This window comes from Burkholderia sp. MR1-5-21 (genome assembly GCF_053427715.1).
Genome location: NZ_JBSAXD010000012.1, coordinates 93263 through 104979 on the forward strand (window position 1 = coordinate 93263; position 11717 = coordinate 104979).

12 protein-coding genes are annotated in these 11717 nt (G+C 66.7%); 10 read left to right on the forward strand and 2 right to left on the reverse strand.

Annotated features, from left to right (window positions below; all coding sequences use genetic code 11):
- Positions 1 to 190 precede the first annotated feature (190 nt).
- Positions 191 to 985, forward strand: coding sequence for an enoyl-CoA hydratase (locus ACV229_RS18000; RefSeq protein WP_448084464.1), 795 nt, complete (start codon positions 191 to 193; stop codon positions 983 to 985).
- Between the two features lie 108 nt (positions 986 to 1093).
- Here the strand turns inward: ACV229_RS18000 and alr are convergent, their stop codons facing one another.
- Positions 1094 to 2215, reverse strand: a complete 1122-nt coding sequence (gene alr / locus ACV229_RS18005) for an alanine racemase (RefSeq protein WP_448084465.1) — start codon at positions 2213 to 2215, stop codon at positions 1094 to 1096.
- 310 nt (positions 2216 to 2525) lie between these two features.
- Between alr and ACV229_RS18010 the strand changes: the two genes are divergently transcribed.
- Positions 2526 to 2897: an MAPEG family protein gene (locus ACV229_RS18010; protein ID WP_448084466.1), complete on the forward strand. Its 372-nt coding sequence runs from the start codon at positions 2526 to 2528 to the stop codon at positions 2895 to 2897.
- Between the two features lie 57 nt (positions 2898 to 2954).
- Here ACV229_RS18010 and ACV229_RS18015 read toward each other — a convergent pair whose 3' ends face one another.
- The gene (locus ACV229_RS18015) at positions 2955 to 3839 is read right to left on the reverse strand and encodes a LysR family transcriptional regulator (RefSeq protein ID WP_448084467.1); all 885 of its coding nucleotides are present in this window, start codon (positions 3837 to 3839) and stop codon (positions 2955 to 2957) included.
- Between the two features lie 193 nt (positions 3840 to 4032).
- Between ACV229_RS18015 and ACV229_RS18020 the strand changes: the two genes are divergently transcribed.
- From ACV229_RS18020 to ACV229_RS18055, 8 genes are all read left to right on the forward strand, one after another.
- Positions 4033 to 5106: an alkene reductase gene (locus ACV229_RS18020; protein ID WP_448084468.1), complete on the forward strand. Its 1074-nt coding sequence runs from the start codon at positions 4033 to 4035 to the stop codon at positions 5104 to 5106.
- Between the two features lie 10 nt (positions 5107 to 5116).
- A complete protein-coding gene (locus ACV229_RS18025) occupies positions 5117 to 5842 on the forward strand; it encodes a pirin family protein (protein ID WP_448084469.1) in 726 nt (241 codons plus the stop codon).
- Between the two features lie 462 nt (positions 5843 to 6304).
- Positions 6305 to 7057, forward strand: a complete 753-nt coding sequence (gene glnH / locus ACV229_RS18030; RefSeq protein ID WP_084908395.1) for a glutamine ABC transporter substrate-binding protein GlnH — start codon at positions 6305 to 6307, stop codon at positions 7055 to 7057.
- 15 nt (positions 7058 to 7072) lie between these two features.
- Entirely contained in the window at positions 7073 to 7780 is a 708-nt protein-coding gene (glnP, locus tag ACV229_RS18035; protein WP_448084470.1) for a glutamine ABC transporter permease GlnP, read from the forward strand.
- Entirely contained in the window at positions 7777 to 8505 is a 729-nt protein-coding gene (gene glnQ / locus ACV229_RS18040) for a glutamine ABC transporter ATP-binding protein GlnQ (protein WP_448084471.1), read from the forward strand. The genes glnP and glnQ overlap by 4 nt, the downstream gene beginning before the upstream one ends.
- A gap of 19 nt (positions 8506 to 8524) precedes the next feature.
- Positions 8525 to 9574, forward strand: a complete 1050-nt coding sequence (locus ACV229_RS18045; RefSeq protein ID WP_448084472.1) for a C45 family autoproteolytic acyltransferase/hydolase — start codon at positions 8525 to 8527, stop codon at positions 9572 to 9574.
- Positions 9575 to 9615: 41 nt separating this feature from the next.
- A complete protein-coding gene (locus ACV229_RS18050; protein ID WP_448084473.1) occupies positions 9616 to 10950 on the forward strand; it encodes an aspartate aminotransferase family protein in 1335 nt (444 codons plus the stop codon).
- A gap of 23 nt (positions 10951 to 10973) precedes the next feature.
- On the forward strand, positions 10974 to 11528 hold the full coding sequence (locus tag ACV229_RS18055; protein ID WP_448084474.1) for a carboxymuconolactone decarboxylase family protein: 555 nt from the start codon (positions 10974 to 10976) through the stop codon (positions 11526 to 11528).
- Positions 11529 to 11717 lie beyond the last annotated feature (189 nt).

Below are 11717 nucleotides of genomic sequence, written 5' to 3' on the forward strand. Positions count from 1 at the left end.
CGCGTCGCCGCGTTCAGCGTGGCGACGCGTTGGCGCTTGTCGACGGCGCATCGTGCGGCGTGCATCGGTGCGCGGCCGGACACGTCGGTCACGGGAACATCCTCAGGCGCCGACACCCTCCGTCCGCGCCCTGATTGGTCTATATTGATTCGTTACCGCACCGCGTTCGCGCTCAATCTGGTGACCCATCATGGATTCGAATCCCTCTTCGTCGGAACCCATTCTGCTGCGCGACGACCATGAAGGTGTCGTCACGCTGCGCCTGAACCGCCCGCAGCAGTTCAACGCGCTGTCCGAGGCGATGCTCGCGAGCCTGCACGACGCATTCGACGCGCTCGCGTCCGACCCTCATGTGCGCTGCGTCGTCCTCGCGGCCGAGGGCAAGGCGTTCTGCGCGGGCCACGACCTGCGCGAAATGCGCGGCAAGCCCGTGCTCGACTACTACCGCGCGCTGTTCGCGCAATGCAGCCGCGTGATGCTGGCGATGCGCGCATTGCCGGTGCCGGTGATCGCGCGCGTGCACGGCATCGCGACGGCGGCCGGCTGCCAGCTCGTCGCCGCATGCGATCTCGCGATCGCGGCAGACACCGCGCGCTTCGCGGTGTCGGGCATCAACGTCGGGCTGTTCTGCTCGACGCCGGCCGTTGCGTTGAGCCGCAACGTGGCCGCGAAGCGCGCGTTCGACATGCTCGTGACCGGGCGTTTCGTCGATGCGCCGACGGCGGCCGCGTGGGGCCTCGTCAACGAATCGGTGCCGGAGGACGCGCTCGACGCGGCGGTCGCGCGCAAGGTCGCGGAGATCGTCGCGAAGAGCCCGGCCGCGGTGCGCTACGGCAAGCAGATGTTCTACCGGCAACGCGAGATGGCGCTCGACGAAGCGTACGCGTACGCGGGCGACGTGATGGCACGCAACATGATGGAAGAAGACGCCGGCGAGGGCATCGACGCGTTCCTGGAGAAGCGGACGCCGCGCTGGCGGGCCTGACGCGCGCGCCTGCGCAGGCGGTGGACGTGCGCGGGCGGGCAGTGCTCGATCGTGTAGCGTGAACGACCGTCGCGGCGCGACCGCGCGCCGCGACGACTTGAGCGGAACTTACCGTCCGTAGCTGCCCGTGCGCAGCGCCGGCTGCGCCGTCGATGCGCCCGGCGGCACGATCACGACCGGCACGCGGCGCGCCAGTGCGCACATCAGCTCGTAGCCGATCGTGCCGCTCGCTTCCGCGACGTCGTCGACCTTCACCTGATCGCCCCACAGCTCGACGCTCGAACCGATGCCCGCATTCGGGCATGGCGTGAGGTCGACGGTCAGCATGTCCATCGACACGCGGCCGACGACGCGCGTCAGTACGCCGTCCACCGCGATCGGCGTGCCGGTTGGCGCGTGGCGCGGATAGCCGTCCGCATAGCCGCACGCGACGACGCCGACGCGCATCGGCTGCTCGACCGTGAAGCGGCGGCCGTAGCCGACCGTTTCCTGCGGCGCGAGCGTCTGCACGCCGATGATCTTGCTGGTCAGCGTCATCGCGGCCAGCAGCGGCGTGTCGGCGATGTGCCGCGACGCGCCGGTCGGCGATGCGCCGTACAGGATCGTGCCGGGACGCACCCAGTCGCGGTGCGCGCCCGGATGCCACAGCACGGCAGCGGAGTTCGACACCGAACGTTCGCCCGGAATCCCGGCCGACGCCGCGTCGAACGCGTCGAGCTGCCATCCGATCTCGCCGTCGTCGGCGTTCGCGAAGTGCGTCATCAGCGTGATCCTGCCGATCGACGGTGCGGCCGCGGCGCGCTCCCACGCGGCGCGAAATGCGGCGGGGCGGAAGCCGAGCCGGTTCATGCCGGAATTCATCTTCAGCTGGATGTCGATCGGCCGCTGCGGCTTCGCGGCGATCAGCAGGTCGAGCTGCTCGTCGCAGTGGACGGCGACCGTCAGCTGGTGGCGCTCGACCAGCTCGACGTCGGCCGGCTCGAAGATCCCTTCGAGCAGCAGCATGGGCTTGTCCCAGCCGAGTTCGCGCACGCGCACGGCTTCGTCGAGGTCGAGCAGCGCGATCCCGTCCGCGGCCGCGAGGCCCGGATAGATCCGCTCGATGCCGTGGCCGTACGCGTTGGCCTTGATGACGGCCCACACGCGCGACTGCGCGGCGGTCTGGCGGATGAAGTCGAGGTTGTGGCGCAGCGCGTCGGGGCGGATGTGGGCGACGATGGGACGGGGCATGGCGTTGGCTCGTGTCGGATGTCGTTCGAAGCGCGGCGCCGCAAGCGTGCGCCGCACGGGGAAGCAAGCCTGGCCTGCGACCTCCGGGCCAGTGTTGAGCGCTATGGTATTGGGGAATGACCAGTTTTATTTCGCGTATTTATCTACAATTTGGTGGAAATTTTGGCGATACGGACGGCCGGCGGAAGCGGCGAGATGGCCGCGCAGCCGAGTGCCCCGTCTAGAAAACCGGTGCGCGATCAGGGCGGCGCAATGCTAAGCTCTCGGCGATCTTGTCATTGAATAATGTAATCATAAGGAGGAGACTTTGATGACGACGTCCCAGCTGTGCCTGTTCATCGTGGCCGTGCTGCCGTTCCCGCTGACGTTTCTCGCGAAGGCTAGGAAGGGCTACGACAACCACACGCCGCGCGACTATCTCGCGAAGCTGGCCGGTTGGCGCGCACGCGCGCAGGCCGCACACATGAACGCGTGGGAGGCACTTGCGTTGTTTACCGCTGCGCTCGTCGTCGCGTGGCATGCAGGCGCGAGCGCGCATCGTGTCGATCAGCTTGCGATCGCGTTCGTCGCGATCCGCATCGTCTATACGCTGCTGTACCTGCTGAACTGGGCCGCGCTGCGCTCGCTCGTCTGGTTCGCCGGCATGGCGTGCGTGGCCGGGCTGTTCTTCGCGACGCCGTGACCGCGTCACCCGGTTGCCGGGCAACCGTCTGCAACATTCGTTGCACGACGCCGCAGTTCATCTGCGCTGCGCGAGGCGGTCGCGCAGGAACTCGATGAAGCGCTGCGTCTTCGCGGGCAGCAGCCGGGTTTCGGTAATCGCATAGACCGGCATCGGCTTGCCTTGCCATTCCGGCATCACGCGGCTCAATCGGCCGTTCGCCAGTTCGTCGGCAACGATTTCTTCGGGCAGCAGGACGATGCCCAGATCGAGCGTCGCGAGGCGGCGAATCATGCCGACACTGTTGAGCGAGAATCGTCCACCGACCGCGACTTGCGCCGTTTGCGTTCCGTTCTGCAGCGTCCATGAACCGGAGCCGCCTCTCAGCATGCTCAGGCACTCGTGGCGCTCCAGATCGGCGGGATCGTGCGGTTCGCCCGAGCGTTCGAGGTAGCCGGGCGACGCGTAGAGATGCGAGTGGAACGCAGCCAGTGGACGCGCAATCAATTGCGAATCCTCCGACTCGCCGATCCGGATGGCGACGTCGAACGGTTCGCTCACCAGATCGATCCGCCGCGATGTGAGATCGAAATCGAACGTGATGCCGGGGTAGAGGTGCGCGAACTCGGCAATCAACGGCGCCAGATAGGTCACGGCAAAATCCACCGGAAAAGACGCGCGCAGCAGGCCACTCGGCTGCGCAAGCATCTCGCCGAGCTGCTCATGCGCGAGCCGGGCCTCGTCGACGATCCGCTTGCAACGCTCGAAGTAGAGCTGCCCGGCCTCGGTCAGTTCGATCTTGCGTGTCGTGCGATGCAGCAGGCGCAGTCCGATCGCCTTTTCCAGCACGCCGATTCTCCGCGACAGGGTCGAATTGGGCATGCGCAGCGTCTCGGCGGCATTGCGAAAGCCCTTCGCTCTGACGACCTCCACGAACAGGGCCATGTCGTTCAGTAGTTCCACGCCAATTGCTCCATCCGATGATCAATGTGATCCAAATTACCATATTTATCTCACTGGTAAAGCGGACGATCATTTCGCCATCGAAGCGCGGTGCATCGGGCTGAATCCGGGACCCGGACCGGCATCCGGAGCGCGCCGTCGCAGCGCGCGAGCCCGCTTCCATTCTCACGTGATCAATTTCGAGGATTTCGTCATGAGTCAACTGTTCAGCCCCGTTCGCGTCGGCCGCTACACCTTGTCGAACCGCCTGGCGATGGCACCGATGACCCGCAGCCGCGCGCAGTTCGACGGCACGCCGGGCGATCTGGCCGCCGAATACTATGCGCAGCGCGCGAGCGTCGGTCTGATCGTCACCGAAGGCACGCAGCCGTCGGACGACGGGCAGGGCTACCTCACCACGCCGGGCATCTATACCGACGCGCATGTCGCCGGCTGGAAGCAGACCACCGATGCGGTGCACGCGAAGGGCGGCCATCTGTTCATCCAGCTGATGCACGCGGGCCGCATGTCCCATCCGGACAACACGCCGCATCATCGACCGGGCGTCGCGCCTTCGGCCATCGCGCCGGGCACGCAGATGTTCACGCCGACCGGCATGCAGGACATTCCGGTGCCGCGCGCGCTGTCGACCGACGAAGTGCGCCAGACCGTCGCGGACTTCCGCCTGGCGGCGCGCCGCGCGATCGAGGCCGGCGCCGACGGCGTCGAGATCCACGGCGCGAACGCGTATCTGATCCAGCAGTTCTTCGCGCCGAACGCCAACACGCGCACCGACGAATACGGCGGCTCGATCGAGAACCGCGTGCGCTTCGCGATCGAAGTGGCCGCTGCGATCGCCGACGAGATCGGCGCGGACCGGACGGCCATTCGCCTGTCGCCGGGCACCGCAATGTGGGGTATCGACGAAGGCGCCGAAGGGCCGGACCTGTACCGCCATCTGGTCGAGGAACTGGACAAGCTCGGTCTCGCGTATCTGCACGTCATGCATCAGGGCAACGACGCGTTGCTGGCAGACATCCGCACGCTCTGGAAGGGCACGCTGATCCTGAACCGCCCGGGGCGCTTGCGCGACCATATCGGGGCCGACCTCGAAGCGGGGCTGGCCGATCTGGAGGCGTACGGCCAGATGGTGCTCGCCAATCCGGATTTCATCGTGCGCCTGCAGGCCGACGCGCCGATGAACGACGCGGACCGCGCGACGTTCTTCGGCGGCGACGCGCAGGGTTACACCGACTATCCCGCGCTGCACGAAGCCGCGGGCGCATGAGGCGAGCATCATGTTGACCGTCGCGACACTGCAGCGCGCCAATCACGGCAGCCACTTTCGCGCCTATGGCCTGCGCGGCGTAGCCGAGCTGATCGATCCGTTCCTCGGTGTCGATCATGCGTGGATGAGCGCGCCGACGTTTCCGCCTCATCCGCACGCGGGCCTATCCGCCGTGTCGTACGTGTTCCTCGATTCGGAAACGGGAATCCACAACTGCGACTCGATCGGCACGCGCAACCTGATCCGGCCCGGCGGTCTGCACTGGACGACGGCGGGTAGCGGTGTCGTGCACGAGGAAGTGCCGGCGGAATCCGGCAAGACCGTCCATTCGCTGCAGATTTTCGTCGGCCTCGCGCCGGAGCAGCGGGACATCGCGCCGTTTCCGCTGATGCTGGAGCCGTCCGAGATCCCGGTCGTGCAATTGCCGGGCGTCAAGGTGCGTGTGCCGGCGGGGCGTTTCGGCGACGTCCGTTCCCCGTTGAACCCGCCGACCGACGTGACGATGCTCGAACTCTCGCTGGATGAAGGTGCCGTGCTGGACGTGCCCGTCGCGGCGGGCCACTGCGCGTTCGCGATGCCGATCTTCGGCACGGTGGAAGTCGACGGCCAGGCCTTCGACCGCGACGATCTCAAGCTTCCCGTGTTCCCGGTACAGGCGGTTCCCGGTACCATCACGCTTCGCGCACTGCATGGCGGCGTCAAGCTGATGTGGTTCGCGGGGCGGCCGATACGCTAGCGCACAGGTCGGCCGGGATCTGCCACGCCCACGCAAGCGGGCGTGGCAGATCGGCACCGAAACCATCCCGGCCGCCCGTATCGGATGGGCGGCAGTTGCCGCCGTCAAGTCCTTGCATGTCGTTGTACGGCCAGCAGCGCTGGCCAATCTGTCAGAAGAGTCAACCCGCCCGCACACTCGCGGTTCCGCTCGCACCCTCCCACGTCTGTCTCGCCGGGTCGTCCCCGGCAATACCCGCTTCCGATCCCGATCCGCTACGCGATTCCGCCCGACGCGCATCGCCCCCGGGTTTTTCTCGATGCAATTACCTGTTGCACATTTTTTTGTTGTCGTAGTATCGCCGTTGACAACACATGTTGCACTAATGTCTAATTCAACATCGCATGTTGCGGTGCGGCTTGCTGTCGTCGTTCCACCCGGCCGATGGGCCGGGCACATCGCTCAACAATGCGGAGAAATGCCATGAGTCGCCGTTCCTTCCTGAAAACCGCCGTGGTCGTCGCGATGCTCGGCGCGAGCGTCGCGCACGCGGACACCAAGACGCTCGTCGTCGGCACCGACACGTCGTTCATGCCGTTCGAGTTCAAGCAGGGCGACAAGTACGTCGGCTTCGATCTCGACCTGTGGGCGGAGATCGCGAAAGACCAGGGCTGGAAATACACGATCCAGCCGATGGATTTCGCGGGGCTGATTCCCGCGCTGCAGACGCAGAACATCGACGTCGCGCTGTCCGGGATGACGATCAAGGAGGAGCGGAAGAAGGCGATCGACTTCTCCGCGCCTTACTACGACAGCGGTCTCGCCGCGATGGTGCAGACCGGCAACACGACGATCAAGTCGATCGACGACCTGAACGGCAAGGTGATCGCCGCGAAGACGGGCACCGCGACGATCGACTGGATCAAGGCGCACCTGAAGCCGAAAGAGATCCGCCAGTTCCCGAACATCGACCAGGCGTACCTGGCGCTCGAGGCCGGCCGCGTCGACGCGGCGATGCACGACACGCCGAACGTGCTGTTCTTCGTCAACAACGAGGGCAAGGGCAAGGTGAAGGTCGCGGGCCAGCCGGTCAGCGGCGATAAGTACGGGATCGGCTTCCCGAAGGGCAGCCCGCTCGTCGCGAAGGTGAACGAGGAGCTCGTGAAGATCAAGGCCGACGGCCGCTACGCGCAGATCTACAAGAAGTGGTTCGGCGCCGAGCCGCCGAAGATGTGAGCGTGACGTTGCAGTGTGGCGCGGCCGGGCGGCCGCGCCGGTCTTGAATCGAACGGGGAGCGGCAAGTGAATTTCGATTGGTCGGCAATCTGGGCAGCGCTGCCGGACCTGATGGACGGGGTCCGGCTGACGGTGTTCATTGCATTTTTCGGGTTATTGGGCGGCTTCGTCGTGGGGATGATCGCGGGCATGTTCCGCGCGTACGGGCCGAAGTTCATGAACGTGCTCGCGCAGGTGTACATCGAGCTGATCCGCGGCACGCCGATCGTTGTGCAGGTGATGTTCCTGTATTTCGCGCTGCCGCTGCTCGCGCACATCCGCATCGACGGGCTGACGGCCGCGATCATCGCGATCACGGTGAATTCGGGTGCGTATCTGGCCGAGGTGGTGCGCGGCGCGCTGCTGTCGATTCCGAAGGGGCTGACGGAGGCGGGGCTCGCGATGGGGCTGTCGATGCCGCGCGTGCTGCTGAAGGTGGTCGGGCCGCTCGCGTTCCGGCGGCTGATTCCGCCGCTCGGCAACCAGTGCATCGTGAGCCTCAAGGACACGTCGCTGTTCATCGTGATCGGCGTCGGCGAGCTGACGCGCAAGGGACAGGAAATCATCGCAGGCAATTTCCAGGCAGTCGAGATCTGGACCGCGGTGGCGGCGATCTACCTGATACTGACCGGCGCGATGACGCTGACGCTGCGCGTGGTCGAACGGAGGATGAAAATCCTATGAGCATGATCGAATTCCAGAACGTGTCGAAGAGCTTCGGCCACGTGCCGGTGCTGAAGCACATCGACCTGAAGATCGACGCGGGCGAGGTCGTCGTCGTGATCGGCCCGTCGGGCTCGGGCAAGTCGACGATGCTGCGCTGTATCAACGCGCTCGAGAAGATCACGGGCGGCGAGCTGCTCGTCGACGGGCAGAGCGTGCGCGGCAACGCTGCGACGATCCGCAACATCCGGCTCGAGGCCGGGATGGTGTTCCAGCAGTTCAACCTGTTTCCGCAGATGACGGCGCTCGAGAACGTGATGTTCGGGCCGATCCAGGTGCGCGGCGCGTCGCGCGCCGACGCGCGCGACCAGGCGATGGCGCTGCTCGACAAGGTCGGCCTCGAATCGCGCGCGAATCATTACCCGTCCGAGCTGTCGGGTGGGCAGCAACAGCGCGTCGCAATCGCACGCGCGCTGGCGATCCGGCCCCGGCTGATGCTGTTCGACGAGCCGACATCGGCGCTCGATCCGGAACTGCGCCACGAAGTGCTGAAAGTGATGCAGGATCTCGCTAACGAGGGGATGACGATGATCGTCGTCACGCACGAGATCGGCTTCGCGAAGCGGGTCGGCACGCGCCTGCTGTTCATGGATCAGGGCGGGATCGCCGAAGACGGCCACCCGGCCGACCTGATCGACCGGCCGCCGACGCCGCGCCTGAAGGAATTCCTGAAACACGTGTCCTGAGCACGATCTATCGTTCGACATGCAGCTTTCCCTTACTCCCGTCACCGCCGGCACGCCGTTCGACATCGGCGTGCGCCTCGGCGAACTCGCGCGGCCGGTGTTCGACGCGTACATGCAGCAGAGCAGCGCCTGGCAGGCGGTCAGCCGCTGGCGCGGCCATCCGTTCGTGCTTGCGTTGCGGCAGGCGGCGCTCGCCGCCTGCCCCGATCTCGTCGCGGAACTGGACGGCATCGCGGCCGGGCTCGGCTGGCCCGCCGAGGACATCTTCCTGTGGAATTGCCGCGGCGAACTGATCCACAACGCGCCGGACGGCTGCACGACGCTCGCCGCGCACGGCGCCGACGGCACGCGCTGGATCGCGCACAACGAGGACGGCGACCCGTTCCTGCGCGAACGCTGCCTGCTCGTCGACGTGCGGCCGGATGGCAAGCCCGGTTTCGTCAGCTTCTATTACCCCGGTTCGCTGCCGGGCCACACGTTCGCCGTGAATCGCGCGGGCATCGTGCAGGCGATCAACAACATCCGCATCAGGACGCCGGCCGCCGGCGTGCCGCGGATGATCCTTGCGCGCGCGGTGCTCGACGCCACGTCGCTCGACGCGGCGGTGGACGTGCTGCGCACGCATGCGCGGGCGAGCGGCTTTCACCACACGCTCGGCGCGACCGGCGACGCGCGGCTCCTGAGCATCGAGGCGAGCGTCGCGCGCTGTTCGATCGTCGACGTCGCGCGGCTGGCGGGCCATGCGAATCATCTCGTGCATCCGGGGTGCGAAGGGGAAGGGCAGATCGTCACGCAATCGTCGGCGGATCGTCAGCGGCGTGTCGATACGTTGCTGCCCGGCGTCGACGCGATCGGCGAGGATGCGCTGTTGCGCGTGCTCGGAGATCGCGCGCCCGAAGGCCTGCCGATCTATCGCGACGATCCGGACGATCCCGATGACGAGAACACGCTTGCGACGGCGGTATTCGCGATCCGCGCATCGGGCATCGACATGTCGGTGCACCAGCATGGCACGCAGCGTTTCGCGACGCGCATCGTGCCCGACGACAGCGCGACGCGCGCAGCGTGATCCCACATCCTGATTCCGCATTCAGCTCCATGAGGCAACGAATGACCACAGTATTCCATCGCGCGCCCCGCGCGACCTTGCCCGTTGCCGTCGCAGGCGACGGCATCGAAATCATCGACTCGGCCGGCAAGCGCTACATCGATGCATGCGGCGGCGCGGCCGTGTCGTGCCTCGGGCACAGCAACCAGCGCGTGATCGATGCGATCAAGCGCCAGGCGCAGCAGCTGCCGTACGCGCACACGTCGTTCTTCACGACCGACGTCGCGGAGGAGCTGGCCGACCGGCTCGTCGATGCCGCACCCGCGGGGCTCGAGCACGTGTATTTCGTGTCGGGCGGTTCCGAGGCGATCGAGGCGGCGCTGAAGCTCGCGCGCCAGTATTTCGTCGAGAAGGGCGAGGCGCAGCGGCGACACTTCATCGCGCGCCGCCAGAGCTATCACGGCAACACGCTCGGCGCGCTCGCGATCGGCGGCAACGCATGGCGACGCGAGCCGTTCCTGCCGATCCTGATCGAAGCGCATCACGTGAGCCCGTGCTACGCGTATCGCGAGCAGCGCGCGGACGAAACCGAGGAAGCGTTCGCGCAGCGTCTCGCGGACGAGCTCGAGCGGAAGATCGTCGAACTCGGCGCGGAAAGCGTCGCCGCGTTCGTCGCGGAAACGGTGGTCGGCGCGACGGCGGGCGCGGTGCCGCCGGTGCGCACCTACCTGAAGAAGATTCGCGCGGTGTGCGACAAGTACGGCGTGCTGCTGATTCTCGACGAGATCATGTCGGGGATGGGGCGCACGGGCTACCTGTTCGCGTGCGAAGAAGACGGCGTCGCGCCGGACCTGCTGACGATCGCGAAGGGGCTCGGCGCGGGCTACCAGCCGATCGGCGCGACGCTCGTCAGCGACGAGATCTACCGGACGATCGTCGGCGGCTCGGGTTTCTTCCAGCATGGCCACACGTATATCGGCCATGCGACGGCCTGCGCGGCGGCGCTCGAAGTGCAGCGCGTGATCGCGGACGAGAACCTGCTCGACAACGTGAAGGCGCGCGGCGAGCAATTGCGTGCGCTGCTGCGCGAGCGCTACGCGGAGCATCCGACCGTCGGCGACGTGCGCGGCCGCGGCCTTTTCACCGGCGTCGAATTCGTGCGCGACCGCGCGAGCAAGGCGCCGTTCGATCCGGCGCTGAAGCTGAACGCGGTGATCAAGCGCGAGGCGATGCAGCGCGGTTTGATGGTGTATCCGATGGGCGGTACGATCGACGGACGCCAGGGTGACCACGTGCTGCTCGCGCCGCCGTTCATCTGCACCGAGCAGCAGATCGGCACGATCGTCGAACGCCTGGCGGGCGCAGTGGACGCGGCGGTGGCGGCGGTCGGCGCCTGACGGAATCAGCGAACGGACAACCCATGACTTCGAGACTTCCCGCATTCGACCCCACGACCGCGACCGACGCGCAGAAGGCCGTGCTGGACGAGATTCTCAGCGGCCCGCGCGGCAACCTGAACGGGCCGTTCCTCGGCTGGATCGCGAGCCCCGAGCTCGCGCAGCACGCGCAGCAGCTCGGCGCGTTCTGCCGCTATCGCACGGGCTTGCCGCTGCGCCTGTCGGAGCTTGCGATTCTCGTGACTGCCGCGCGCTGGCGCTCGCAGGCGGAGTGGCACATTCATCATCCGATTGCGCTCGATGCCGGCCTGCCGGCCGCGACCGCCGAAGCGATCCGGGACGGCGTCGAACCCGTGTTCGAGTCGGACGACGATGCGCTGATCTACGCGTTCGCGACCGAGCTGTACGACACGCGGCGCGTCAGCGACGCGACGTTCGCATGCGCGGAAGAGCGTTTCGGTCATGCGGTCGTCGTCAACCTGGTCGCGCTGCTCGGCTACTACGCGCTCGTCGCGATGACGCTCAATACCTTCGGCATGCGCGCCGAAGGCCAGACGGAGCTGCCGTTTCCGGAGTAAGCGGCGCGACGTTCGTATCGAGTCGCACGTATCAGCGCTGATGCAAATTTCCGCGCCCGGCCGCGGCGGAAACACGACTGAAACGTTTCCGGCGGCTGCAGTGCGGCGCGCAGCGGCAGGCAGCGGCCGGCCAGCGCGCGATTCCATCTCAATCGTGAAACATTTTTCCTCGGCTTCCCCGTGACAACC

What these genes read in the sequence shown, in the direction of transcription:
- ACV229_RS18000 (WP_448084464.1), top strand. Translation starts at nt 191, where the DNA reads ATGGATTCGAATCCCTCTTCGTCGGAACCCATTCTGCTGCGCGACGAC.
- alr (WP_448084465.1), bottom strand. Translation starts at nt 2,215, where the DNA reads ATGCCCCGTCCCATCGTCGCCCACATCCGCCCCGACGCGCTGCGCCAC.
- ACV229_RS18010 (WP_448084466.1), top strand. Translation starts at nt 2,526, where the DNA reads ATGACGACGTCCCAGCTGTGCCTGTTCATCGTGGCCGTGCTGCCGTTC.
- ACV229_RS18020 (WP_448084468.1), top strand. Translation starts at nt 4,033, where the DNA reads ATGAGTCAACTGTTCAGCCCCGTTCGCGTCGGCCGCTACACCTTGTCG.
- ACV229_RS18025 (WP_448084469.1), top strand. Translation starts at nt 5,117, where the DNA reads ATGTTGACCGTCGCGACACTGCAGCGCGCCAATCACGGCAGCCACTTT.
- glnH (WP_084908395.1), top strand. Translation starts at nt 6,305, where the DNA reads ATGAGTCGCCGTTCCTTCCTGAAAACCGCCGTGGTCGTCGCGATGCTC.
- glnQ (WP_448084471.1), top strand. Translation starts at nt 7,777, where the DNA reads ATGAGCATGATCGAATTCCAGAACGTGTCGAAGAGCTTCGGCCACGTG.
- ACV229_RS18045 (WP_448084472.1), top strand. Translation starts at nt 8,525, where the DNA reads ATGCAGCTTTCCCTTACTCCCGTCACCGCCGGCACGCCGTTCGACATC.
- ACV229_RS18050 (WP_448084473.1), top strand. Translation starts at nt 9,616, where the DNA reads ATGACCACAGTATTCCATCGCGCGCCCCGCGCGACCTTGCCCGTTGCC.
- ACV229_RS18055 (WP_448084474.1), top strand. Translation starts at nt 10,974, where the DNA reads ATGACTTCGAGACTTCCCGCATTCGACCCCACGACCGCGACCGACGCG.